The sequence below is a fragment of the Micromonospora sp. BQ32 genome (genome assembly GCF_059358895.1).
In genome coordinates this window covers 570,922-593,533 of the sequence record NZ_JCADBI010000002.1, presented here as the reverse complement: position 1 = coordinate 593,533, position 22,612 = coordinate 570,922, and the positions used below count along the sequence as shown (strand labels likewise).

The following is a 22,612-nucleotide window of genomic DNA, read 5'->3' as shown; positions in this document are numbered from 1 at the left end:
TCAGCAGCCCGTCCAGCGCACCGGAGTCAACCGGTCGGCGAGGACGTTGCGGAACCCGACGATGGTGCCCGAGTCGGAGATGGACCGCGCACCGACGACCACCCCTTCACCGCCACCCGGCAGGACCCGGGAGGTGGAACCCCTGGCAACGCGGTCACCGCCCACCACGACGCCCTTGGCGTTGACGTCGGTCAGTGCCGGCATTTCCTGGTCGAGCAATGTGTGCGAGCCGTTCCGAAGGTCCCACCGAACCCTGGTCGACGTGGTGCCGCCGCCCAGCCACACCTGGCCGATCGCCCAGCGGCCCGCCGCCGCGCCGGCCGTGCTCCACTCGGCGCCCGGGAACGTGAGCGCGTCGATCCGGCCGTTCGGCCGGCGGACCCAGCTGTTCCAGTCTCCGAAGGGCCCGGCGCTACCGACGATGGTCCCGTTGTCAGTGATCCCACCCGCCTGGGCGTCGACCGGGGCGTCGAGCACCTCGACCGTGCCCGGTCGGGCGGCCGGCCAGCGCAGCGCGACCAGTTCCCCGGGGACGATGTCGGAGCCGTAGCCGACGATGTCGCCGGCATCGTTGATGGCGCTGACGAAGATGCCGGTGGACGGCAGCACCGGCAACTGCTCGAGCTTGCCGTCGCGGTACCTCCACGGCTGCCCGTAGCCGGTCTCCGCCGATCCGTTGCCGATCACGACGCCGTCGGCGTTGATGTCGACGGGGGTGGCCGAGCCCTCCGACTCCAGCTCGGTGACCCGCTGCCCGTCCCAGAACAGCAGCAGGTACTGGTTCTCGGTTTCACCGACCCGCAGCGCGGTGCCCGCGACGTAGCGACCCGTCGGGTCGACCGCGTTCGCGTCAGCGCGATAGGTGTCGGTCGGGAACGGCAGCGTACTGATCTTGCAGGTGCGGACGGCGGCCCCGCCGGGCGCGGCGGTCGCCGTGGCGGAGACAGCGACGCCGAGAGAGGTGGCCAGCAGACCGGTCGCGGTGGCTGCGAGCATCCTGCGTCGAGTGCTTCGATTCATCCTTGCTCCCCGTGTGGGGCCCGGGCGCTCCCGGGCTTCGGTTGATACCCGGATTCACACGTGAGCTGCCGTCACGGTTGCGCGCTGTCGCCCAAGCGACAAAGTGGATCCGCCAGACCTACCGCGCCCACGCCTGCTGGCCGGTGATGGCGGGCCGGCCGGTGCGTACCGATTCTTCGATGGCGAGGCTGATCAGGTGGTCCTGGCAGGCTTCGGCGAGGGGATACGGAGCCGGGCCCTCCTCCCGCGCCCACGCCCCGGTGCGGGCGACAATGTCGGCCACCGCGATGTCGTCGTCGGACATCCCACTGCCGACGAACGGATTGCGGTAGACCAGGTCGCCGTCGAAGCTGATGTGCTTCAGGTCGAGCCCCTCGAGGTTGAGATCGAGACCGGTCTGCCGCCGGATCAGGGATGACTCCACCGGCGTGGTCGGGTCGGCCAGTCGGATCACCCGGTCGTCCACCAGCTCACCGCGCGAGCCCCGCACCACCAACCGACGGGTACGCAGCGGGTTCCACCACTGGTTGTCGGTGAAGTCGTACAACCCCATCCGCCCGCCGAAGTCGATTGTCGCGAGGGTGGTGGAGAGCTGCTGCGGGGTGTCGTCGCCGCTCCAGCCGGCCGGCGAGAGCGGGTTGGCCAGCGGCGCGACGAAGGCACGCGCGCTGACCTCGGCGCTCTCGTGACCGACGCCGAGCAGGCCGCGGATCAGCGAGACCGCGTGGTACAGGTGGGTCGAGGAGATCTGGACCGAGGTCGGCTCCCCGAGCACCCCGGCGCGCACCAGCGCCAGCCGGGCCGCGTGCCCGGGCATCAGCAGGTACTGCTCGGCCACCTGCACCAGGCCACTGCCTCCGACGTCGGCCCAGAGCGAGCGCAGACCCGCCAGGTCGGGGGCGGGCGGCGTCTCGGCGAGCACCGGTACGCCGGCCGCGACCAACTCCCGGGTCGCCTCGGGTGTCACCGGCCACGGCACCGACACGATGACGAAGTCCGGCCGCTCGTGGGCAAGCAGCTCCGCCGTCGTACGGAAGGTCCGCACGCCCCAGTCGGCCGTCACGGCGGCTCCCCGCGATTCGGTACGCGTCACCACCCCGGTCACCCGGAACCGCTCGGGGAGCAGCCGGGCCAGGCGAAGGAAGAACTCACCTCGCCAGCCACTGCCGACGATGCCGAACCGGGTCTGGGCCACCGAAGTCATCTGGGCTCCTCACGTAGAGGTCCGGATGCTAACCGCTCTCCTTCGCTACGGTTGTGCCGATGAGCACCGACCCGATGGGCGCCGTACCCGTGCTGGTGACCGACGTACGAGCGCCCCTGGACTACTACCTGGTCCTACCTCGACTCGGCGCCCCGGCCGCCACTGTGGAGGGGATCGTCGTCGAGGAGTTCACCCGCGACCACGACTTCACCACGACCGGGCTGGACAGCGCGGGCTGGACGCCGCAGGCCGGCTGGTGGAGTTCCGCCGCGCTGAGCTGCGGCATACGCACCGACCCCGAGCTGCTGTCGCGGGTGGTTCCCACCTCCCACCGGGAGGCCGAGGACGTCTACCGCGCGCTCGGCGGCGGGCAACTGCCGGACGAGTCGGTGCTCCGTACGCACTTTCTCGACCATCACCCGATCGCCAGCGCCCCACCGCTGCGGCTCGGCCCCGCACAGCCGCCGGCCGGCTTCCACGAGCGGCGGGTGTACCGCGTCCTCTTCGCCAAGGATCTCCGCGCCGAGCAGGTGACGAGCCTGCGGACGGCCTGGCGGACACCGGCCGGCGGCACGAGCGCGTCCGCCGCGAGCGGTCGTCTCGACAAGGGCGCGGACCAGATCACCTGGGAACTGCGGCGGGTCGGCCATCACCTCGCCTGGTGTCTCGACGTGACCGTCCTGCTGAAAACCGATGCGGCCGAGGCGGTGGGCGCGACCCTGAGCGACCTGACCAACGTCCTTCGACAGCACGGCTTGATACCCGTGACGACCGAACGCTTCTCCTAGGACCCGGCACCGACCACCGGACTGCCCGACAAGACTGGAGGCTCGGATGTCAGTCGATCTTGAGGCAACACTGGCCCGGCCCATCTCGCTCGCCGAGATGGTGACCGCCGCGCGGGCCACCCTGGCCGAGCTGCTCGGCCTGGACACGACGCCCGAGCTGAGCGTGTTCACCGACCGACGCTACGAGCAGGGACGCCGCGACCAGCTCCGGCTGCTGCGGCCAGGCCACACCCACCCGCGCCATATGGTCACGGCGACTCGACTACCACGTGAGCCGGGGGAGTTCACCCAGAGATGCGAGCGCTACCTTCGCCAGTTCGCGCATCTCGGCGGGTGGCCGCGCGACGTGTCGATGGAGCGCACGTGACGGGTCCGGTCCGCCACCCGGAGATCGAAAAAGGCCGTCTCCGACTCGCGGAAACGGCCTTTGACCTGGGGTGGAGCTGAGGGGATTTGAACCCCTGACCCCCTCGATGCGAACGAGGTGCGCTACCAGTCTGCGCCACAGCCCCCCGCCGGCGAACCGGCTTCGGTCCCACCCGGCTTACACCGGGCGGGCCGGCAGCAAGGCTAACAGGTCGCCGGCCCACACCGCGAATCCGCCCCCTGCCCGGCGCTCCGGCCCACCCGAAGATCGACTCGGCTTCCTGGAAATCGGGGCATCCCGGACGCCGCGACCACCCGACTTCCAGGAACTCGAGTCGATCAAGCCGGCCAGGCACGACCGAGGCACGGCCCGGACCGAGGCCGAGGCCGAGGCCGAGGCCGAGGCCGAGGCCGCGACCGAGGCACGGCCAGCACGACGGCACGGCCAGGACCGCGTCAGGCGCCTCGGCCGGCTTCGTAGGGGCGGCCACGGAGGCCGCCCGACCGCCGGTACGAGACCGATCCGCCGTTGACCGCCGCCGGCAGGTCCCCCGGTCGGTCCAGGCCCATGGCGGCTCGGCGCACCCCCTCGCGCTGGGCGGCCAGGCGGCGCTGCGCCTCCCGTCGGGCTGCGGCCCGGCGGGCCTGTTCCCGGCGCACCTCGGCCTGCCGGGCGGCCAGCCAGGCGGCCTCCCGGGCCCGGGCGCGGCGACGGCGACGCCCGGCGAGGGCCTGACCCCGCAGGTGGACGACGTACAGGGCCAGGAGCAGGAAGGTGACCCCGAAGCCGACCCAGAAGCCGGGGCTGACGAACAGCACGCCGATCAGCTCGACGACGTTGAGGAGCAGCAGAGCGGCGAGCACCCGGCGACGCCGGTACACGGCGGGGGTGTGCTGTCGGCGCGGCGACGGGCGGCGACGGGACCGCTTCGGCGCGGCGGGCACGGCGCGCAACCGACCGGATCGGCGGGCGGCTGGGGGCGCGGAGACCGGAGCGCTCAACGCGCCGGTAGTCGCGTCCTCGCTGAGGGTGACGATCAGTGAGCGCGGAGGATGGACGGGTCGCCGTCCCGGCACAGTGCGGCGCCGTCGGCGGCGCTGGAGCACCCGCGCCGTCGACTGCGCCCGCTCCGCCACCAGCCGCTCGGTGGCGTCGTACCGGCGAACCAGCGCCGGAGCCAGGGCGAGCAGGCCGGCGGCGGCGAGGACGGCGAGGAGCACCGAGGTCGGCACCCTCACCCCTCCCGTCACCGAATTCGAAGCAACCGTCATCCGACCGCAGGATCTTCCACCGATCACGCCTGGGCGCGTGGATCGTCCGGTCAGGGAGCGCTTGCCGCAGCTTGCAGTTACTTGAGGTTACGGCGCGCCGATCGGGATGCCACCGCGCCGCGCCGATCCCGTCCGTGGGACGACTCGGGAGGACGCCGGGAAATTCTGCTACCGCGCGTTGGCGCGTACCCGGTGCCAGCGGGCCAGCAGGCCACCCTCGGCGGCGATCTCCTCACTCGTCATCGCGTACCCGATGTGGTCCCGCCACGCGCCGTCGATGTGCATGTAGCGCACGTGGTACGACTCCTCGCGGAAGCCCAACTTCTCCACCACCCGCCGGGACGGCCGGTTCTCCGGACGGATGTTGACCTCCACCCGGTGCAGCCCGCCCGGGCCGAACGCGTGGTCCACGGCGAGCGCGAGCGCCGTCGGGATCACACCCCGGCCGGCGACCCGCGCGTCCACCCAGTAGCCGACGTAGCCGGAGCAGAGCGCCCGCCGCACGATGCTGCCCACGTTGATGTGCCCGACCAGCCGATCCCGGTCGGCCTCGCGCAGGCAGACCGCGAACGGCATGCCCTCACCCTCGCGGGCCGAGCGCCGCTGGTCCCGGTGCACCCACCGGAAGGCGGCTGGCGAGTTCATTTCGTCCCAACCGCCGGGCAGCGACGACTCCCAGGGCGCCAACCAGGCCCGGTTGGCCCGCCGTACCTCCGACCACGCCACCGCGTCGGAGCGCCGGTAGGGCCGCAGCAACACCGGGCCGTCGGCCAGCTCCACCGGCCAGCCCGGCGACCGCGCGGGTCCGAAGAGACTCACCCGCACAGTCTCCCGCGCGGGACCGTGTCGCGCGCAAGTGGCCCCGCCGCGTTCACCGCACGTCCGACGGCCATCCGACGCGGGCCGCGAGCGGACCGGCCGGGGCACCTCACCGGCGGCGGTCCAGCAACAGGACGTCCACGGTGGAGCCCGCCGCGGCCGTGGTGACCCGCTCGCCGAGCACCAGCAGCCCATTGGCCTCGGCCAGCCCGGAGAGGGTGAACGGCCCGCCGCTGAGCGGCTGGACCGTGTACCCGCCACCGCGTCGCTCGGCGACGTGCGCCGGCCGGAACTCGCGCAACCCCGCCGGCGACGACACGGTCTCCAGCAGGTGTGCCCGCACACTGGGTCGGAACACCGGCTCCGCGCCGGCGAGCAGTTGGATGGCGGGGCGGGCCAGCACCTCGAAGCCGATCAACGCGGCACCCGGGTCGCCGGGCAGGCAGACCACCGGCACCTCCTCGGCGCCGACCGTGCCGAACCCGAGCGCGGTACCGGGATAGAGCGCCACGTCGGTGAAGGTGACCGGCCCGGCGCGACCGCCCTCGCGCCGGGACAGGATCCGGCGCACCATGTCCCCGGGGCCGGTGCCGGTGCCCCCGGTGGTGATGATCAGGTCGGCGCGCAGCGTCTGGTCCTCCAGCAGCCCGCGCAGCCCCTCCGGGTCGTCGTCACAGATTCCCACCCGGTACGCCAGTGCGCCCACCTCGGCCGCCGCGGCGGTCAGCGCGTGCGAGTTCGCGTCCACCACCTGGCCGGGCTGACTGCCCCGGCCCACATCGACGAGTTCGTCACCGGTGGCCACGATGACCACCCGGGGACTGGGCCGGACCACCACGTGCCCAATGCCGGTCGCCGCGAAGACGGCGACCAGAGCCGGGGACACGTAGGTGCCGGCCCGAGCGAGCAGCGTGCCGGCGGGCAGCTCCTCACCCGCTCGGCGTACCCCGTACCCCCGCTTGGGGGTGCGGAAGATCTCCACCGCGGCCATGCCCTGGTCGGTCCACTCCACCGGGACCACGACGTCCGCGGCGACCGGCAGTGGCGCCCCGGCGGCCACCGAGAAGCACGAGCCGGGGGTGAGCCGGACCGGCCGCCAGCTCGCGGCGCCGAGATCGCCCACCACGTTGAGCCGGATGGTGCGGCCGCCGGGCGTGCCGGAGGGGGCCGGGATGTAACTCGGCCCCCGGCCCCCTCCGGAAATGTCCTCCCAGCGCGCGGCGTAGCCGTCCACGGCCGCCTGGTCGAAGGCCGGGAAGGCGTGCGGCGCGACGACGTCCTCGGCGAGGACGTTGCCGTGCGCCTGGGTGAGGTCGAGGTCGAGTGGCGGCAGCGCGCGCAACCTGCGCAGCACGCTGCCCAGGTAGTCGGCGAGCGGCGTCAACTCGTTCGCGGCCGCCTCGGCGTCGGCCGTCGCGGTCATGTACCAGATCCGCCTGCCGCGTCGGCCTTGACGAAGTCGGCCAGCCAGGACCGGAACTCGGTGCCCAGGTCGTCGCGCTCGGCGGCGATCTGCACCACCGTCTGGAGGTAACCCAATGGCATGCCGGTGTCGTAGCGGGTGCCCCGGTAGACGATCGCGTGCACCGGGGTGCCCTCGGTACGCAGCAACTCCATCGCGTCGGTCAGCTGGATCTCGCCGCCGCTGCCCGGCTTGGTCCGCCGGATCGCATCGAAGATCTTGCCCGGCAGCACGTAGCGGCCGAGCACCGCGAGGTTGCTCGGGGCATCCTCGGGCTGCGGCTTCTCCACCATCCCGGTCACCTTGACGACCTCGCCGATGTCGGTCAGCTCCGACTCGGCCGGCTCGACGGAGGCGATCCCGTACCGCTTGGTCTCGGCCGGGTCGACCTCGAAGAACGCGAGCACCACACCGCCGGTGCGGGCCTGCAACTCCAGCATCGCCGGCAGCAGCGGCTCCGACGGCTTGACGAACTCGTCCCCGAGCAGCACCGCGAAGGGCTGGTCGCCGACGTGCGACTCGGCGTACCCGACGGCGTGGCCGAGCCCGAGCTGCTCGGGCTGCCGCACGGTGTAGATCTCGGCCAGCTCGCTGGGCCGACGCACGGCGGCCAACCGCTCGGAGTCGCCCTTCTCCTCCAGCCTGGTCTCCAGGTCCGGGCGACGGTCGAAGTGGTCCACCATCGACGTCTTACCCCGGCCGGTGATCAGCAACACGTCACCGATGCCGGCCTGGGTGGCCTCCTCGACGATGTACTGCAACACCGGCCGATCCACCACCGGCAGCAGCTCCTTGGGCACCGCCTTGGTGGCCGGCAGGAACCGGGTGGCCAGTCCGGCGGCCGGGATGACGGCCTTGACCGCCAGGGGACGGCCAGTTGCGGCGACCGTCGATGAGGGGTTCGCTGAGTGCTCCGACATGCCGCGAGACTATCGGCCACGGCTCTGCCGCGGCGGGTGTGGCCCAGAAGACGCGCCGCCACCCGGCCCCGGCCGCGCCGCGTCCGGGCCGGCCCGCGCCGCGTCCGGCGCACTGTCCGGCGTGTCGTCGGCCGAATCCGGTCGGGCGTGCGCCGGGCCCGCCAGCGATGATTCCGGTACGCCCACCGTCGGGTCGGACCGGGTGGGCCCGCCCGGCTCCCGGATGGCCTGCACCGGCTGGCCGGCGCGCGGCAGCCCGTCGGGTGGGCTCACCGCACACGCGAGCACCGGGATCTCCCGGGTCGGCAGATCCGAGCGCGCCTCGGCGACCCGGTACGTGTCACGGCCCGCGGCCTTGGCCGCGTAGAGCGCGTCGTCGGCGGCCTCCAGCACCTCCCGCCCGGTGCTGCCGTGGTCCGGGAAGACGGCGATGCCCACCGACACGGTCACCAGGACCGGCCCGGCGTACGCCTCGACGGCGATGGGCGTGTCGCGGACCGCCGCGCCGAGCCGCTCGGCAACGATCGCCGCGCCCCGCGCGTCGGTCTCCGGCAGCAGCAGCACGAACTCCTCCCCGCCCTGGCGGAAGGCCAGGTCGACCTCGCGAATCTCCCCGCGCACCCGCCGGGCGAACTCGGCCAGCACGGTGTCCCCCGCGGCGTGCCCGTACGTGTCGTTGACGTCCTTGAACCGGTCCAGGTCCAACGCGAGGACGCTGAGCATCCGCCCGAAGCGGCTGGCCCGTTCCACCTCCCGTCGGATCGACTCGCGCAGGTAGCGGTAGTTCCACAGCCCGGTGAGCGGGTCGGTGAGGGAGAGCCGCTGCGCCTCCTCGTGCACCCGGACGTTGTCCACCGCCACGGCCGCGTGGCCGGCGAAGGTGCGCAGAGTGGCGAGGTCGTCGTCGTCGAACTCGTCGGCGCCCAGCCGGTCGTAGAGGGCCAGCACGCCGAGCGCGGCCGCCGTGCCCGCCTCGTCGGCCGGCCCCGCGGGTCCGCCGAGGGTGGTCGTGGCGCCGCCGCCCGGGGCGGCGAACGGAACCGCGACGTACGTGCGGCAGCGTGGTTCACCCGTTGGCGCCTCGGTCGGCTCCGCCCTGCCTCGCTGCGGTTCCCCGGTGGCGGCGACCTCACCGACCACGCCGACGCCGACCGGCACCCGGAGCGTCTGCGCCCCGTCCGCCTCCTCGGCCGGCAAGCGCCCGTCCAACCCCTCGGTGCACTGCGCGACGAGCATCCCGCCGGTCTCCACCAGCAGCACGGCGCCGGCCCGCGCGCCGGTGGCCCCGATCGCGCTATGCAGGATCACCCGCAGGATGCGTTGCAGGTCGTGCGTGCTGGCCAGGGTGTCGCCGAGCACCGCGAGGTGCCCGCGCAACTGATCCCGGTTGCTGGTCAACGCCGCGACGTAGGCGCCGGTCTCCCGGGTCATCCGGTTGAACGCGGCGGCCAACCGCCCCAGCTCGTCGCGACTGCGCACCGGCACCCGGGCGGTCAGGTCGCCCTGGGCCACCCGGTCGACCGCACCGGCCAACTCCGCCAGCGGTCGGGTGGTCACCCGGGCCAGCCGCCAGGCGGTCAGCACGGCGAGCAGCCCGGCCAGCACGACCACCCCGACCAGGGTGGCGTGCAGCCCCGGTGGCCGTTCGCTGGGCACGGAGAGCACCAGTGGCAGCGGCTGCGCGTCGGAGGGCCCGAGCCGGCGCACGTACCGGCCCTCGGTGGTCTCGGTGACCTGCTCGCCCCGGACGTCGACGGCGGCGGCCAGCACCGCGTCGCGTACGTCACGGGACTCGGTCGTGTGGGTGACCCGCGCGGCGCTGGCCCCGCTGTCGAGCAGGGTGACCGCCACCCCGGTCACCGCCGCCAGTCGGGCCACGAAGGCCGGGTCGACCAGTTGCGCCGCGGTCACCGTGCCCAGCCGGGCGCCACCGCGATCGTGCAGGTCGACCTGGGCGGCCAGCGCACGGACCGGGCTGGTCGAAGCCCCGTTCGAGTTCCCGTTCGAACCCTCGGTCGAGCCGGCGCAGTCCTTCCACGGGGTCGACGGCGCACCGGGCGAGACGTAGGTGACCTGACCGGCCACGTCGGTGATCAGCACCGCGGCGGCCAGACCCCGGCCGACCAGTTGCGCGGCGGCGACGGCCGGATCGGCGGTGAGCGCCACCGCGTCGGCGGTGGCGCGTAGCTGCTGGCAGAGCGCGTCGACCGAGGTACGCACGGTGGACGCCGCCACTGCCAGGCGCTCGGTGGAGCGGCTGCGGTCGACCGCCGCGACCGTGGAGGCGACGAAGAGCGCGCCGAGCAGGACCGGCCCGAGCACCACCACGAGGAAGGCTGCCGTCAACCGCCCGCGTAGCGTCACTCGGTCCCCCCGGAAGTTCCGCCTCCGTTGCTTGCGATGCTGACACAGAGCAACCGTGGGAGAGGCGTTGCGTCAGGAGTGTTGCGTGCCGGAATTTTCTGATGAAGCGGAAGTGACCCGGATGGCGAAGCGGGACACCCGCGTCGAGCTGCTCGCTCGCCGCCGGTCGCTGCCCGCCGCGACGAGGGCAGCGGCCGCCGGGCGCGTGCAGGCCGAGCTGGTCGCCCTGGTACGCCGGCTGCGCCCAGACCGGGTGACGGCGTACGTGCCGGTCGGCTCCGAACCGGGCGGCGCCGACCTGCCCGAGGTCCTGCGGGCGGCTCTGCCGGCGGACGCCGAGTTGCTGCTGCCGGTGCTCCTCCCCGACCTGGATCTGGACTGGGCGGCGTATACCGGGCCAGCCGCCTTGATCGCGGCGGGTCGGGGTATCCGAGAGCCAACCGGTGCCCGTCTCGGGGTGGCCGCCGTGACGCACGCGGAGCTGGTGATCGTGCCGGCTCTCGCGGTCGACCACCACGGTCGGCGGCTCGGGCGCGGCGGCGGCTCGTACGACCGTGCCCTCGCCCGGGTGCCCGAGGCAGCCCTGACGGTGGTGCCCCTGCACGACGGTGAGCTGGTCGAAGCCCTGCCGGTGGAGCCACACGACCGCCGGGTGCGCGCGGTCGTCACTCCCGCCGACGGGGTGCGTACGCTTGACGGCGGCCCGGGTGCGGCGCACGGTGTCGCGCCCCACACGTCCGCTGGACGAACCCGGGGCGAATGACGCACCATTGGCACTCGAATACGTCGAGTGCCAACTGGCTGAGCCCAGATCCGGAGGAGAACGTGCCCACGTACCAGTACGCCTGCACCACGTGCGGTCACCAGCTCGAGGCGGTGCAGTCCTTCTCTGACGAGCCGCTGACCGAGTGCCCGGCGTGTCAGGGGCGGCTGCGCAAGGTCTTCAACTCGGTCGGCATCGTCTTCAAGGGTTCGGGCTTCTACCGCACCGACTCCCGGGCGTCCGGCTCCGAGACGACGGCCGGCGGCACGGCCAGCAAGCCGGCGAAGTCCGAGTCGTCCTCCGGTGACAGCTCGTCGTCCTCGTCGTCCTCTTCGGGGTCCTCGTCCGGGTCGTCCTCGGGCTCGTCGTCCTCCTCGGGGTCGTCTTCTGGGTCGTCCTCGGGTGGATCGAGCGGCGGCAAGACGGCGGCGGCCAGCTCCGCGTCCTGATCGGCGAAGGCCCGACCCGTCGGGTCGGGCCTCGGTCCACTCCGGGTCACCCTTGATCCGCTCGGGGTTCCAGGAAGTCGGCCTGCCCCCGTTGCTCTGACCGCCCGGATTCCTTGATCGCGAGTCGATCAAGGCGGGTGCCCTAGCAGATCGAACCGGTGGATGGGCGTTATCCACAGGCCGGATGGTTGTCCACAGGCGTGGGCCAGAGGGTCGGCCGAGGCGACGGAATCTGCCTAGCCTGCCGTCCATGGGTGCCACTGCGGCACTCGGGGACGGGAGGCGGCAGCGACGATGGTCGATCCGGATTCCGCGCGGGCGTTACGCCCGCTGCGCCAGCTCACTCTGCCCGGTGGGCGCACTCTGCTCCGGGCCGGTCTGGTCGCCGCGCTGCTCGGCCTGGCCGCCGCAGTCCTGCACAGCCCGGCGGAATGCCCGCCGACCGCCGTACCCTCCGACGCGCCGTCGGTGGCAGACCACACGGCCCGGCAGGTCGGCCAGGGCCTTTCGGCCGACCCCCGCACGACCGGCTCCCGCCGGGGTCAGTCCCAGTGCGGGGGGCGTTCGGCGAGCAGCCAGTCGTCGTTGCCGCCCGACCGCTCACCCCAACCGCGGTCGGTGTCGTCGGAGGTCTGCTCGGGCAGCACCACGAAGTCTTCGCTCAGGTCGACGGCGCGGTCGTCGTCTCCACGCGCGCCGCGGGTGCCGGGGTCTTCGGTGCTCACAGGCGGCAAGACTAGCGCAGCCCAATGGCGGTGGACCGGGCCCCCAAACCATGGCGCGCCGGCCAGAAACCACCGGGCGGCCGACAGTGGGCACGCCGGCCAGAAGCGGCCGGGCAGCCGGTGGCGTTGGTAGCGTCGGACGGCGTGACGACCCCCAGCGGTGGCAGCACCCCGGACGACTACTGGCGACGGCCCGACACCGGTGACGACGCGGTGGCGGACCAACCTCCCGCCGCGCCCGCGACCACCCCACCGGCCGGGCCCACCGGCCCGGCATCAGGGAACCCTTCCAGCGGGTACTCCGGCCCGCCGCCGAGTGTGCCGCCGCCAGCGGGTTGGCGTCCACCCGTACACCTGCAGCCGGCGCCGCCGCGACAGCTGCCGCCGCAGGACATGGCCGACCTGGACGCGGCCGAGCAGCGCTCGCAGCGGGTCACCTACGGCTTCGGCGCGGCGGCCGGCGTGGTGCTGCTGGTTCTGCTCTGCCTGCTCTGCTCGCGAGTCGTCTTCTGATGCTCACCCCCGGCGCAGCGGCTCAGAGGGTGGTGCCCCAGACGGCCTCGGCGCCGGAGTGGCCGCTCAGGTAGACGTAGATCAGGGCGGCGATGGCAAGCGCCACGGCCGCTACCGCCAGCACCGGGGTGACCAGCGCGGGCAGCTGCGGCACCCGGGGGTGCCCACTCGTCGCCACGAGCAGCAGGATGGCCACGATCCCGAGCGGCACCACGATGCGGAACAGGATGTCCCCGTAGCGGGAGTGCTCGAAGATCTGATCGAGGATCGGCCCCTGGAAGCCCCGGGCCACCAGCGCGTCGGTGAGCGCCTCACCCGACTTGACCGCGACGTAGGCGGTCACCGGCGCGACCACGGCGAGGAGGCCCAGGGCCCAGTCCAGCCGGGGCCGCCACCGCGGCAGTCCCACGTACGCGATGGCCAGCACCGCCAGCAGCGGCACGAACACGACGACCGCGTGGATTACCAGGACGTGCACCGGTAGACCCAGGATCTCCTCGAACATCGAACCCTCCAGGTGGATCATGGTCAGGGGTGGTCAGCCTATGGTCCGCCGATCGTCCCCAGGCTCTCGACCGGACACACGCGCGCCGTGTCGATCGGGTTCACCCGCTGGGCCGTACTCCCGATCTTGGCTGGCTGTGTCGGTGGCCACCAGGAGCGGACGACGGTTGTCGATGCTGATCGGGCGTGCTGTCATTGGCAAATGTCCGGTGCCGAGGAGCTGCTGCGGTCGAAGGGCCTGCGTGTCACGCGGCCACGCCTCGCGGTGCTCGACGTGCTGGCCGGCGGCGGCCATCTGGAGGTCGACGAGATCACCCGGCGGGTCCGCGAACGCCTCGACTCGGTCTCCACCCAGGCGGTCTACGACGTGCTCGGCGCGTTGTCCCGGGCCGGGCTGTCGCGCCGGATCGAGCCGGCGGGCAGTCCCGCCCGCTTCGAGGCACGCGTGGGCGACAACCACCACCATGTGGTCTGCCGGGGCTGCGGCGAGATCGCCGACATCGACTGCGCGGTGGGCAGCGCCCCGTGCCTGGAACCGGATACCGCGCACGGGTTCGAGGTGGACGAGGCCGAAGTGACCTACTGGGGCCTCTGCCCGGGCTGCCGGGCCCGCCGCTCCGCCGACGTCTGACCGGTGCCACCGGGGGTCCAGGCGCGGCACCGGTGGACGTGACCGGCGGGGTCGGCCCGACCGTGGCACTCTTGGGCGGTGGACTCCGATGACCTCGGCCTCTTCGGTCCGGGTTCGGTCACGTGGAAGGTGCACGAGGAGCCGATCCTGATCGTCGCCGGCCTGCGCTCGCTCTACCTCCAGGCGTTGCATCCGCGGGCGATGGCCGGGGTCGCGCAAAACAGCAACTACCGCACCGATGCCTGGGGCCGCCTGGTCCGCACCGCCACCTACGTGGCGACCACCGTGTACGGGACCACCGCCGAAGCGGAGGCCGCCGGGGCGCGGCTGCGTCGTCTGCACGAGCGGTTGCGGGCCACCGACACGCTCACCGGTGAGCAGTTCCGGATCGACGAACCGGACCTGCTGCGCTGGGTGCACGTGACCGAGGTCGAGTCGTTTCTGAGCACGGCCCGCCGTGCCGGGCTGCCGCTGAGCGACGACGAGGTGGACGGCTACTACACCGAGCAGCGCCGCGCCGCCGCACTGGTCGGCCTGGACCCGGCCACCGTCCCCGGCACCGCCGCCGAGGTCGCCGAGTACTACGAGGCCGTACGGTCACAGTTGCGGATGACCCGGGAGGCCGCCGAGACGGCGGTGTTCCTCACCGCCCCGCCGCTGCCGTGGAAGCTCAGCCTGCCGGTCCGGTTGGGGCTCACGCTGGGCCCGCCGCGCTGGGCGTACCTGGGGATCGCCGGCACCGCGTTCGCGCTGCTGCCGACGTGGGCGCACCGGATGTACGGGGGCCTCGGTCTACCGACCACCGCGCTGTCGGCGGACCTGACCGTGCGCGCGCTGCGGCTGGCGTTCGCCGCCGTCCCCCGCCGCTATCTGGAGGGGCCGTTGATTCAGGCGGCCAAGGAGCGGGCCGCGCGGCACGCCGCTGCCTCGCTGGCCGGCTGACCCGGCCCTCGGCGCGGGAGATCAACCGTCGGCGGGCCGGTCCATGGCCGCCCACGGCTCCTTGCCCGGGGCCTGCGCGCCGGCCGGACAGTGTCGCCGGAAGTCGCACCAGCCACAGCGAGGGCTGGGCGCCACCGGGAAAGCCTCGTCCGCGTCGGCGCCGTCGGCGACTGCCCGTTCGGCGGCCATGATGTCGCGGGCTGTCTCTTCGGCGCGGGTCAGTTGTCGGGCCAGCGACTCGACGGTGTGGTCGTGGCCGGCGACCGTGCCGGTCGGCAGGTGGTGCAGCTCCACCCGGCGACACGGCCGACGGAACACCCGCTCGGCGGCGTACGCGTAGAGCGCCAGCGCCTGCGAGCCCCGGGCGTCGTCCGTGTCCAGCCCGGTGCGACCGGTCTTGTAGTCGACGATGACCAGCTCGGGCCCCTCCGGCCCGGGCCGCGAGTCGATCCGGTCGGCACGGCCGTTGAACGCCAACACCGCGGTCTTGACCGCCACCACCCGCTCCACGCCGAGCGGGTCGGAATTCGGCTCCAGCGTCTCGACGTACGCCTCCAGCCAGCCCAACGCCCGCCGGTAGGCGGCCCGCTCCTGCTCGTCGTCGCGGTAGCCCTCGCGGACCCAGGTGCCCTTGAGTAGCGTGGCCAGCGCCTCGGGGCGTCGCCGGTCGGCGGGCAGCGCGTACCAGTTTTTCAGGGCGGTGTGCACGCTGGCGCCGAGCGAGTTGTGCGCCCACGGCGAACCCTTGGGTGGGGCGGGCCGGTCGACGTAGGAGTAGCGGTAGCGACGCGGGCAGTCCGCGTACGCGCCGAGTTTGCTCGGGGTGCAGACGAAGAGCCGCTCTGGCATGCCCTCGAAACCGAGCTGCTCGGCGTCGCCGGCGCGCTGCCGAGGGGCCCGGCCGCCGGCGGCCGGCCGCCCCGCTGATGAGGATCGTCGCACGCCTGCGATCCTGCCATCCACCCCCGACATCGCGCGCGTGCCGTCAGGCCATGTTGACGTACTGCGTGACGAAGGCGGCCACCGCGTCGGCGATGAGCTGCACGGCGATCGCCGCCAGCAGCAGGCCGGCGATCCGGGTCAGTACCTCGATCCCGCCCGGCCGGAGGATCTTCACGATGCCGCCGGAGAAGCGCAGGACGATCCAGACGGCGACCATCACGGCGAGGATCGCCACCGCGATGGCGCTGAACTCTCCCAGCCCGTCGGCCTGCTGGACGAAGAGCATGGTGGCCACGATGGCGCCCGGACCGGCCAACAACGGCGTGCCCAGCGGCACCAGGGCGATGTTGGAGGTGACCTGCTGGCTCGGGTCGTCGGCCTTGCCGGTCAGCAGTTCCAGGGCGACGAGCACGAGCAGCAGCCCTCCGGCCGCCTGCAACGCGGGCAGGTCCACGTGCAGATAGTCGAGCAGGGTCTGTCCCGCCACCGCGAAGATCACGATGACGCCGAGCGCCAACGCGACGGCCTGCCAGGCTGCCCGGTTGCGGTCGCGGGCGGGCAGCGGGCCGGTCAACGCCAGGAAGATCGGCATCATGCCCGGCGGGTCGGTGATCACCAGCAGGGTCACGAAAACCTCGCCGAACAGCTTCAGATCCACGTGATCAACCTAGCCGCGCCGCAATGGGCGAAATACCCGGATCAGCCCGAAGCGACCTCGGTCACCCCGTCGGCGACGATCCGCTCGTACGCCTCGACGCTGGTGCTGAACGCGCCGAGCTGGACGGTCTTGTGGGTGCCGTGAAAATCCGAGGAGCCGGTGATGAGCAGACCCAGCTCGGCGGCGAGCGCCCGCACGTGTGCCTGCTCGGCCGGGCTGTGGTCCTCGTGGTCGGCCTCCAGCCCGGCGAGCCCGGCGGCGGCCAGCTCGGCGATCAGCTCGTCGGGCACCACCCGCCCGCGTCGGGTGGCCCGCGGGTGGGCGAAGACCGGCACACCTCCGGCCACCCGGACCAGTCGGACGGCCCGGAACACGTCGATGTCCTCCTTGGGCAGCCGGTACCGCTCGCCCAGCCAGTTCGGGCCGAACGCCTCCCGGACGCTGCCGACCAGGCCGGCGCGGATGAGTGCCTGCGCGACGTGCGGGCGTCCCACGGTGCCGCCGCCCGCGCCGGCCAGGATGTCCGGCCAGTTCACGTCGATGCCGTCGGCCTGTAGGAGGCCGACCATCCGTTCGCCGCGCTCCTCCCGGGCGGCCCGGACCCGGGCCAGCTCGGCCACCAGCTCCGGGTGGTCCGGGTCGAACAGGTACGCGAGCAGGTGCAGCGGCACCGCCGGCTGCGCGCCGGACCAGCGACAGGACAGTTCCGCGCCCCGGATCAGACGCAGCCCTGGCGGCAACGCGCCCACGGCCGGCGCCCAGCCGGCCGTGGTGTCGTGGTCGGTGATCGCCAGCACGTCCAGCCCGGCGTCGAAGGCCGCGCCGACCAGCTCGACCGGGGTCAGCGTGCCGTCGCTGGCCGTGGAGTGGGTGTGCAGGTCGATCCGGGGGACGGAGCCGGTACGCGAGGTCACCGTCCGACGCTACCGAGGAAACAGCGAGCCCGGCTCACATGGGGGTCACCCCGGCCCGGCGGAGTCAGAAGCCCTTCACCAGGATCGGCCGGTCTCCGGCTGGCACACCGGGCACCGCGGCGGGGCTGGCGGGCTTGCCCGCCCGCACCTGGCCGACGTCGACCCGGACCAGCTCCCCGGTGCCGTCAAGGTAAGAGGCGTGAGTCTCGGTGCTCCAGACGATCGCCCCGGTCATCGACGGACCGGCCGCGACGGCGGTCGCTCCCGGCCCGAGCCGCTGCAGGTCGATCAGCAGCGACTGGCCGGCCTTGCCGGTCCCCCCGTTCACCAGTAGCCACCGGCCGTCCGGCGAGACCCCGCCGACCCCGTCCTGGCTGAGGTCCGGGCCGCAGCCGGTGCGTACCGGGTCCAGGTGACGTGTCGGGGCGAGTACGGCGAGGCAGGTCCGGCCCGGATCGGTGGTGGCGACCTGGCCGACGAGCCGCCCGTCGGGCAGCCGCCCGTAGACGTTCAGGCTCTTCTGGTCGACGGCCTCGGGCAACGGCCCCGCACCGGGCCGCCAGAGGGTGTGACCGGCGCCGGCCGGGTCGAGTCGGACCAGCACGCTGTCAGCGACGAACCGGACGGGCTCCGCCGCTGCGGGCACCGGGGTACGCACCGCCCCGATGAGTTGGGTGCCGACCACGCCCGCCACCAGCAGATCGCCTCCGTCGCGCCAGGCGACCTGGAGGCTGTCCGGGGCCAGGACGATCGCGCCCGCCCCGGCCAGCAGCACCTGCACCAGGCCGTCGTCCTGCACCACCCAGAGGGAGCGCCCCGCGGCGCTCGGTGCGCCGACCACCAACCAGCCGCCGCCGCTGGGCAGGGGCTGGGCGCGTTCGGCCGGCCCGACGTCGGGCAGTACCAGCCGCCGCCCGTCGGCGCTGATCAGCGTCTCGCTGGCGAGCGGAGCGGTCGACGTCCCGGGCGAGGGAGCGGGGCCGAGAACGCTGGCCGTCGGGAGCGGTCGGTTGGTCGGGTCCGGGTCGCCGATCACCACGATCGGTGCCCCGTCCCGCCTGGTCTCGGCACCGAGCTGGGCCATGCCGGCGCTGAGCAGCACGGTGGTGACCGCCGCGAGGGCGAGGCCGGCGGCGGTGCGTCGACGCCGGATCCGGTTTGCGCGGCGGATGGCCTGGCCCGCCGGATCGGCGCTCAGTGGGCGGGCAAGAGCCACCTGGTGCGAGAGTGTCTCCCGCACCGCACCTTCCAGCTCGTCAGGCCGCACCTGGTATGAACGCGGCGGGCCGTCCGTCAGGTTGTCGTGCCGGCCTGGGAGCTCGCTCACTGCTGCTCCCCGGAGCCCGTGCCGACGGGCACGGCCGCCGGGGCGGTGGGCAGCACGACCTGTGGGGCGATCGGACGCGGCACGGCGGGGCGCGGAGCGGAGCGGGGCACGGGTCGGCCAGCCGCCGGTCCCGGCCTCGGTGCGGCGGCGGCACCGGTGACCGGGACCCGTCCGGTCCGGGAACCCGGGCCCGTCGTCCGGCCGGCGGCACCGGTCGCGCCCGATCTATCGGCCGCAGTGGCCGACCGGCCGGCGATGCCGGCTGCGGCGGCGAGGTCCGGTGCGTCCGCGCCCAGTCGTCGACGCAGCGTGGCCAGTGCCCGGGACGTCTGGCTCTTCACCGTGCCCGGTGAGATGTCCAGCATCGCGGCGGTCTGCGCCTCCGACATGTCCTCGTAGTAACGCAGCACCAGCACTGCCCGCTGCCGGTTGGGCAATTCCCGCAGATGCCGCCAGAGCAGGTCACGGTCGAGTTGCTGCTCGATCTCGTCGACACCGGCCCGCTCGGGCAGCACCTCGGTCGGTCGTTCGCCGTGCCAGCGCCGCCGCCACCAACTGGTCGACGTGTTGACCATCACACGCCGGGCGTACGGCTCGACCGCCTCGATCCCGCCGAGCCGCTTCCAGGCGAGATAGGTCTTGGTCAGCGCCGTCTGGAGCAGGTCCTCGGCCGTGGCCCAGTCTCCGGTGAGCAGGTAAGCGGTGCGTAGGAGCGCGGCGGAGCGGGCCGCGACGAACTCGCGGAACTGCTCCTCCAACGAGTCCTTGCTCGCCACCGCCCACCTCCACACCCCCGCCGTCCTGGCAGAGTGCCATGTCAGGGGCGCTCTGGTCCATGACGAAAGGTGCGCACTTACTCCGATGTTCGGTCGAAAACCTTCACGCCCCGTCGTCGGCCTTGGCCTCGTCGGCCTCCTTGCCGAGCCGCGCCTCGACCGCCTGCGGCTCGTACATCTCCTCGACGACGCGCAGGTAGAGCTCGTTCGGGTTGGGCAGGTTCTTGATCTCGCGGAGCGCCTGCTCCTGGCCGGCGGACTCCAGCACGAAGGTGCCGTAGTTGAGCGCTCGGCCGGTCGGCGTCTGCTCGTACTTCATGTCGGTGACCCGGACCAGCGGCATCATGGCCACCTTGCGGGTGACGATGCCGTTGACCACCATGACCCGCTTGTTGGTCAGGATGAACCGGTCATACCACCAGTCCGCTACCTTCCACGCCACCCAGCCCATCACCGCGAACCAGAGCAGCACGGCGATGGTGGTCAGCGCGCCGACGTCCTGGCCGGCGAGGAAGCCGGAGAGGTAGCCGAGCACGAAGGTCGCCGCGATGCCGATCAACAGCGGGTTGGTGAGGTGGATCCAGTGTCGCTTCCACTCGCCCCGGTAGCGCTCGGTGGGGAAGAGGTAGCGAGCCACCAGCGAACTGGGCTCGTCTTCCAGTGGCAGCACCCGCCGAGGAGTCGCACCGGTCGCGTCGGCACGCAACCCGGCCAGCTCGTCCTCGGAGATCTGCGGCGGCTGGTAGCTGGCCTCCGGATCACGGATCCACCCCCGACCGGAACGACCCTGGCCGGCATAGCCGGGCCCGTCTCCATAGCCGACGTCGTCCGAAAGGGACGGACCGTCGGACAGGCCGGGACCGGCTCCGTAGCCCGGGCCGTCATCAGGCCCGATCCGCGGGATCGGCTCGGTGTCACGCTCGCGGCGTTCCCGGTCGGGGTCGTCCGGGTCGAAGGGTGGACCGGAGGGGCTGCCCATCGGCGGCTAGGCGACGAGGCTGGTGAAGAAGTCGCCAAACCCCTGGGCGATATCCATGATCCCGCCGCCGAGCGACTTGAACACGTCCGCCGCAGAGTTTGGCCGGTAGGCGACGAAGAAGATCAAGAATGCGATTCCGGCCCAGGTGAGGACCTTCTTGACCATGGCGGGCCATCCTCTCGCGCGGCGCCGGGTCCCATTACCGCAGCGGCACCCAGAGTATCAGTGTGGTGTCGTACAGTGAATATCTGCGTCCGTTCTCCGTCAATCCGGGAGAGTTGTCAAGCTCTACCAGGTAAATACGGGGACGGTGCGCCGTACACGAGCTCGGGCGGAGTCCACTCGGTCAGGTCGTGTAGCACGACATCTTCCGCGAGCAGGTGACCCGCACTCGCCGGCCAGGCTATCGCATGGAGCCACATTCCCCGAGCCTCGCCGGCGTACGCGCTTCGATCCGTCGGTGAATTCACCAACCACAGTGGAGTGGGGTGCCCGCCGACCTTGATCTTCGCCTGTCCGACGTGGTCAGGATGACCCGAGCCCGGATCGGTCAGCGCGTCGACCAACTCCGGCCCCGGATCCGGGCCGGCCAGTCCGGCGAGCCGGGTGCCCAGGCCCACACCGGGTTCCTCGGCCACGAAGACCAGATCGGCCGGACCACCGCCGAGTGGCGCCGGGCCCGCGCAGGCCACCACGGTCGCCCGCACTCCCGTCCGGTCGTCCCCGGCGTACGCCACGCCGGTGAGTGTCCAACCGGGCGGCAGCGGCCACGGGCACCACAACGGCGTCACCGGCGGATCGCCGATCGCGGTGATCCGCTCCACCACGCTCGCCACGATCTCCGCTCCGATGTGCTCGGGCACGTGCAACGGCGGCACCGGGCCGCAGCGCACACACCTCGAGTCGGTGTTCATCAGATCCGGCGCCCGTACCGGGCCCCCGCATCTCGGACAACTCACCGCGACACTCACATCCCCACCGTTCCCCCGTACTGCCGGCACGTCAAGCCGTAACGTCCGATTCGGCACCGGACGTGGGTCAGTCCGGCGGCGTACCGGCGTGCGCGCGGATCCAGGCGTGCATCGCGATTCCGCTGGCCACGCCCGCGTTGATCGACCTCGTCGAGCCGTACTGGGCGATGGAGTAGAGCTGGTCGCACGCGGCGCGGGCCGGCGCGGAGAGGCCGGGCCCCTCCTGGCCGAACAGCAGCACGCAGTCCCGCGGCAGGGTGCCGGTCTCCAGCGGTCGCGACCCGGGCAGGTTGTCGATGCCGAACACCGGCAGCTGCCGCTGGGCCGCCCAGGCGACGAACTCCTCGATCGTCTCGTGGTGCCGTACGTGCTGGTACCGATCGGTCACCATCGCGCCACGCCGGTTCCACCGTCGCCGTCCGACGATGTGCACCTCGGCGGCGTTGAACGCGTTGGCGTTGCGCACCACCGTGCCGATGTTGAAGTCGTGCTGCCAGTTCTCGATCGCCACGTGGAAGCCGTGCCGGTGCCGGTCCAGGTCGGCGACGATCGCCTCGTGCCGCCAGTAGCGGTAGCGGTCGACGACGTTGCGCCGGTCGCCCTCCGCCAGCAGTTGCGGGTCGTAACGGGGGTCGTCCGGTGGGTCCCCCGGCCAGGGGCCCACGCCCACCTCGAGCTGGTCGTCGGTCACGGTCATCAGAGGGTACGGACCGCCTCGACGGTCGGCGCGACGACCTGCCGATCAGCCCAGGTCGAGGGCGGCACCGAGCCGGTCCAGGAAACGCCGGTCCGTCGGGCTGGCCGGTGGGTCCGCCCGGCGCGCGCCGGTGCCGGGCACCGCCCGACAGACCCGGGCCGCGACCGACTGCACCCACTGGCGGTACGCGGCCGAGTCGGCGGGGTCGGCCCGCCGCCGGAGGACCCGGCTCGCCGCCCGGCACGCGGCCAGCAGATCCACCAGGTCGGTGAGCCGCTCGGTGGGTTGCGGGGTGCCGTCGTGGCGGGCGTAGATCGTGGCGACCACCGCGCGGACCAGGTCACTGTCGGAGGCTCGGCCCGCAGCCACGGCATCCAGGCCGGCCAGGCCGGCCATCACTCCACGCTCCGTCCGGCCAGGACCGGGTGCCGCGGCGGCCACGAGAACCCGGCCGGGCAGGCTGGTGAGCAGATCCCACTCGGCGGCGGAGTAGACAGCGGTGGTCAAGGGTGCGGCTCGGCGGCCGGCAGAGGACGGCTCTCCGGCGACGGAGTGGCTCATCGGAACCTCCGGCGTCAGCATATGCCCCGGAACGGGAACCGGGCC

The 22,612-nt window shown here is 72.9% G+C and carries 26 protein-coding genes, 1 tRNA gene and 1 pseudogene; 7 read left to right on the top strand and 21 right to left on the bottom strand.

Annotated elements, in window-relative coordinates; translation table 11 throughout:
- Both AC5L30_RS06430 and AC5L30_RS06425 read right to left on the bottom strand, forming a co-directional pair.
- A complete protein-coding gene (locus AC5L30_RS06430; RefSeq protein WP_494865966.1) occupies positions 1 to 1,020 on the bottom strand; it encodes a hypothetical protein in 1,020 nt (339 codons plus the stop codon).
- Positions 1,021 to 1,138: 118 nt separating this feature from the next.
- Positions 1,139 to 2,224 (bottom strand): Gfo/Idh/MocA family protein, encoded by a 1,086-nt coding sequence (locus tag AC5L30_RS06425; RefSeq protein WP_494865965.1) that lies wholly within the window; start codon positions 2,222 to 2,224, stop codon positions 1,139 to 1,141.
- Between the two features lie 59 nt (positions 2,225 to 2,283).
- On the opposite strand from AC5L30_RS06425, the gene AC5L30_RS06420 reads away from it, so the two are divergent.
- Both AC5L30_RS06420 and AC5L30_RS06415 read left to right on the top strand, forming a co-directional pair.
- Positions 2,284 to 3,012 carry a hypothetical protein gene (locus AC5L30_RS06420; protein ID WP_494865964.1) on the top strand — a complete coding sequence of 243 codons (729 nt, stop codon included), beginning with the start codon at positions 2,284 to 2,286 and terminating at the stop codon, positions 3,010 to 3,012.
- A 46-nt stretch (positions 3,013 to 3,058) separates the two neighbouring features.
- Complete coding sequence (locus tag AC5L30_RS06415; RefSeq protein WP_494865963.1) at positions 3,059 to 3,379, top strand: hypothetical protein; 321 nt, start codon at positions 3,059 to 3,061, stop codon at positions 3,377 to 3,379.
- Positions 3,380 to 3,450: 71 nt separating this feature from the next.
- On the opposite strand, the gene AC5L30_RS06410 is transcribed toward AC5L30_RS06415, so the two are convergent.
- The 6 genes from AC5L30_RS06410 to AC5L30_RS06385 all read right to left on the bottom strand — a co-directional run bounded on the left by AC5L30_RS06410 (position 3,451) and on the right by AC5L30_RS06385 (position 10,215).
- Positions 3,451 to 3,524: transfer RNA gene (locus tag AC5L30_RS06410), tRNA-Ala, on the bottom strand.
- Positions 3,525 to 3,834: 310 nt separating this feature from the next.
- Positions 3,835 to 4,611, bottom strand: a complete 777-nt coding sequence (gene sepX / locus AC5L30_RS06405) for a divisome protein SepX/GlpR (RefSeq protein ID WP_494865962.1) — start codon at positions 4,609 to 4,611, stop codon at positions 3,835 to 3,837.
- Positions 4,612 to 4,818: 207 nt separating this feature from the next.
- Entirely contained in the window at positions 4,819 to 5,469 is a 651-nt protein-coding gene (locus AC5L30_RS06400; protein ID WP_494865961.1) for a GNAT family N-acetyltransferase, read from the bottom strand.
- Between the two features lie 109 nt (positions 5,470 to 5,578).
- Positions 5,579 to 6,892 carry a molybdopterin molybdotransferase MoeA gene (locus tag AC5L30_RS06395; protein WP_494865960.1) on the bottom strand — a complete coding sequence of 438 codons (1,314 nt, stop codon included), beginning with the start codon at positions 6,890 to 6,892 and terminating at the stop codon, positions 5,579 to 5,581.
- On the bottom strand, positions 6,889 to 7,851 hold the full coding sequence (locus AC5L30_RS06390) for a UTP--glucose-1-phosphate uridylyltransferase (RefSeq protein ID WP_494865959.1): 963 nt from the start codon (positions 7,849 to 7,851) through the stop codon (positions 6,889 to 6,891). Before AC5L30_RS06390 ends, AC5L30_RS06395 begins: the two co-directional genes overlap by 4 nt.
- Before the next feature lie 9 nt (positions 7,852 to 7,860).
- Positions 7,861 to 10,215, bottom strand: a complete 2,355-nt coding sequence (locus AC5L30_RS06385) for a GGDEF domain-containing protein (RefSeq protein ID WP_494865958.1) — start codon at positions 10,213 to 10,215, stop codon at positions 7,861 to 7,863.
- 85 nt (positions 10,216 to 10,300) lie between these two features.
- On the opposite strand from AC5L30_RS06385, the gene AC5L30_RS06380 reads away from it, so the two are divergent.
- The gene (locus tag AC5L30_RS06380; protein ID WP_494865957.1) at positions 10,301 to 10,978 is read left to right on the top strand and encodes a 5-formyltetrahydrofolate cyclo-ligase; all 678 of its coding nucleotides are present in this window, start codon (positions 10,301 to 10,303) and stop codon (positions 10,976 to 10,978) included.
- Positions 10,975 to 11,133: pseudogene (locus tag AC5L30_RS06375) on the top strand (FmdB family zinc ribbon protein); the annotation flags it as partial. The gene AC5L30_RS06380 and the pseudogene AC5L30_RS06375, both read left to right, overlap by 4 nt.
- A 62-nt stretch (positions 11,134 to 11,195) precedes the next feature.
- Here AC5L30_RS06375 and AC5L30_RS06370 read toward each other — a convergent pair.
- Together AC5L30_RS06370 and AC5L30_RS06365 are read right to left on the bottom strand one after the other, a co-directional pair.
- Positions 11,196 to 11,477: a hypothetical protein gene (locus tag AC5L30_RS06370; RefSeq protein WP_494866101.1), complete on the bottom strand. Its 282-nt coding sequence runs from the start codon at positions 11,475 to 11,477 to the stop codon at positions 11,196 to 11,198.
- A 492-nt stretch (positions 11,478 to 11,969) separates the two neighbouring features.
- Positions 11,970 to 12,152 carry a hypothetical protein gene (locus tag AC5L30_RS06365; RefSeq protein ID WP_355574959.1) on the bottom strand — a complete coding sequence of 61 codons (183 nt, stop codon included), beginning with the start codon at positions 12,150 to 12,152 and terminating at the stop codon, positions 11,970 to 11,972.
- A gap of 144 nt (positions 12,153 to 12,296) precedes the next feature.
- On the opposite strand from AC5L30_RS06365, the gene AC5L30_RS06360 reads away from it, so the two are divergent.
- Positions 12,297 to 12,665: a hypothetical protein gene (locus AC5L30_RS06360; RefSeq protein WP_494865956.1), complete on the top strand. Its 369-nt coding sequence runs from the start codon at positions 12,297 to 12,299 to the stop codon at positions 12,663 to 12,665.
- A 22-nt stretch (positions 12,666 to 12,687) separates the two neighbouring features.
- Here AC5L30_RS06360 and AC5L30_RS06355 read toward each other — a convergent pair whose 3' ends face one another.
- Positions 12,688 to 13,170 carry a DUF2231 domain-containing protein gene (locus AC5L30_RS06355; RefSeq protein WP_494865955.1) on the bottom strand — a complete coding sequence of 161 codons (483 nt, stop codon included), beginning with the start codon at positions 13,168 to 13,170 and terminating at the stop codon, positions 12,688 to 12,690.
- Positions 13,171 to 13,371: 201 nt separating this feature from the next.
- Here AC5L30_RS06355 and AC5L30_RS06350 point away from each other — a divergent pair, with 201 nt between their 5' ends.
- Positions 13,372 to 13,800, top strand: a complete 429-nt coding sequence (locus tag AC5L30_RS06350) for a Fur family transcriptional regulator (protein WP_494865954.1) — start codon at positions 13,372 to 13,374, stop codon at positions 13,798 to 13,800.
- A gap of 78 nt (positions 13,801 to 13,878) precedes the next feature.
- Entirely contained in the window at positions 13,879 to 14,742 is an 864-nt protein-coding gene (locus AC5L30_RS06345; protein ID WP_494865953.1) for an oxygenase MpaB family protein, read from the top strand.
- A gap of 21 nt (positions 14,743 to 14,763) precedes the next feature.
- On the opposite strand, the gene AC5L30_RS06340 is transcribed toward AC5L30_RS06345, so the two are convergent.
- The 10 genes from AC5L30_RS06340 to AC5L30_RS06295 form a co-directional block, all read right to left on the bottom strand.
- On the bottom strand, positions 14,764 to 15,714 hold the full coding sequence (locus AC5L30_RS06340; RefSeq protein WP_494865952.1) for a RecB family exonuclease: 951 nt from the start codon (positions 15,712 to 15,714) through the stop codon (positions 14,764 to 14,766).
- Positions 15,715 to 15,727: 13 nt separating this feature from the next.
- Positions 15,728 to 16,342, bottom strand: a complete 615-nt coding sequence (locus tag AC5L30_RS06335; RefSeq protein ID WP_091394729.1) for a MarC family protein — start codon at positions 16,340 to 16,342, stop codon at positions 15,728 to 15,730.
- Positions 16,343 to 16,383: 41 nt separating this feature from the next.
- Positions 16,384 to 17,256, bottom strand: a complete 873-nt coding sequence (locus AC5L30_RS06330; RefSeq protein WP_494865951.1) for a PHP domain-containing protein — start codon at positions 17,254 to 17,256, stop codon at positions 16,384 to 16,386.
- 64 nt (positions 17,257 to 17,320) lie between these two features.
- A complete protein-coding gene (locus AC5L30_RS06325) occupies positions 17,321 to 18,583 on the bottom strand; it encodes a hypothetical protein (protein WP_494865950.1) in 1,263 nt (420 codons plus the stop codon).
- Entirely contained in the window at positions 18,580 to 19,359 is a 780-nt protein-coding gene (locus tag AC5L30_RS06320; protein WP_494865949.1) for a SigE family RNA polymerase sigma factor, read from the bottom strand. The genes AC5L30_RS06325 and AC5L30_RS06320 overlap by 4 nt, the downstream gene beginning before the upstream one ends.
- Positions 19,360 to 19,462: 103 nt before the next feature.
- Complete coding sequence (locus AC5L30_RS06315; RefSeq protein WP_494865948.1) at positions 19,463 to 20,338, bottom strand: PH domain-containing protein; 876 nt, start codon at positions 20,336 to 20,338, stop codon at positions 19,463 to 19,465.
- A gap of 6 nt (positions 20,339 to 20,344) precedes the next feature.
- Positions 20,345 to 20,503, bottom strand: a complete 159-nt coding sequence (locus AC5L30_RS06310) for a hypothetical protein (RefSeq protein WP_007455302.1) — start codon at positions 20,501 to 20,503, stop codon at positions 20,345 to 20,347.
- 116 nt (positions 20,504 to 20,619) lie between these two features.
- On the bottom strand, positions 20,620 to 21,297 hold the full coding sequence (locus AC5L30_RS06305; protein WP_494865947.1) for a DUF6758 family protein: 678 nt from the start codon (positions 21,295 to 21,297) through the stop codon (positions 20,620 to 20,622).
- A 79-nt stretch (positions 21,298 to 21,376) separates the two neighbouring features.
- Positions 21,377 to 22,000: a TrmH family RNA methyltransferase gene (locus tag AC5L30_RS06300; RefSeq protein ID WP_494866089.1), complete on the bottom strand. Its 624-nt coding sequence runs from the start codon at positions 21,998 to 22,000 to the stop codon at positions 21,377 to 21,379.
- Between the two features lie 51 nt (positions 22,001 to 22,051).
- Positions 22,052 to 22,588, bottom strand: coding sequence for a hypothetical protein (locus AC5L30_RS06295; protein ID WP_494865946.1), 537 nt, complete (start codon positions 22,586 to 22,588; stop codon positions 22,052 to 22,054).
- Between the last annotated feature and the right edge of the window lie 24 nt (positions 22,589 to 22,612).

Bases quoted from the DNA above. Each gene is read 5' to 3' on its own strand.
- AC5L30_RS06430 (WP_494865966.1), bottom strand. From the start codon at position 1,020: ATGAATCGAAGCACTCGACGCAGGATGCTCGCAGCCACCGCGACCGGT.
- AC5L30_RS06425 (WP_494865965.1), bottom strand. From the start codon at position 2,224: ATGACTTCGGTGGCCCAGACCCGGTTCGGCATCGTCGGCAGTGGCTGG.
- AC5L30_RS06420 (WP_494865964.1), top strand. From the start codon at position 2,284: ATGAGCACCGACCCGATGGGCGCCGTACCCGTGCTGGTGACCGACGTA.
- AC5L30_RS06415 (WP_494865963.1), top strand. From the start codon at position 3,059: ATGTCAGTCGATCTTGAGGCAACACTGGCCCGGCCCATCTCGCTCGCC.
- AC5L30_RS06395 (WP_494865960.1), bottom strand. From the start codon at position 6,892: ATGACCGCGACGGCCGACGCCGAGGCGGCCGCGAACGAGTTGACGCCG.
- AC5L30_RS06390 (WP_494865959.1), bottom strand. From the start codon at position 7,851: ATGTCGGAGCACTCAGCGAACCCCTCATCGACGGTCGCCGCAACTGGC.
- AC5L30_RS06355 (WP_494865955.1), bottom strand. From the start codon at position 13,170: ATGTTCGAGGAGATCCTGGGTCTACCGGTGCACGTCCTGGTAATCCAC.
- AC5L30_RS06350 (WP_494865954.1), top strand. From the start codon at position 13,372: ATGTCCGGTGCCGAGGAGCTGCTGCGGTCGAAGGGCCTGCGTGTCACG.
- AC5L30_RS06340 (WP_494865952.1), bottom strand. From the start codon at position 15,714: ATGTCGGGGGTGGATGGCAGGATCGCAGGCGTGCGACGATCCTCATCA.
- AC5L30_RS06315 (WP_494865948.1), bottom strand. From the start codon at position 20,338: ATGGGCAGCCCCTCCGGTCCACCCTTCGACCCGGACGACCCCGACCGG.
- AC5L30_RS06310 (WP_007455302.1), bottom strand. From the start codon at position 20,503: ATGGTCAAGAAGGTCCTCACCTGGGCCGGAATCGCATTCTTGATCTTC.
- AC5L30_RS06295 (WP_494865946.1), bottom strand. From the start codon at position 22,588: ATGCTGACGCCGGAGGTTCCGATGAGCCACTCCGTCGCCGGAGAGCCG.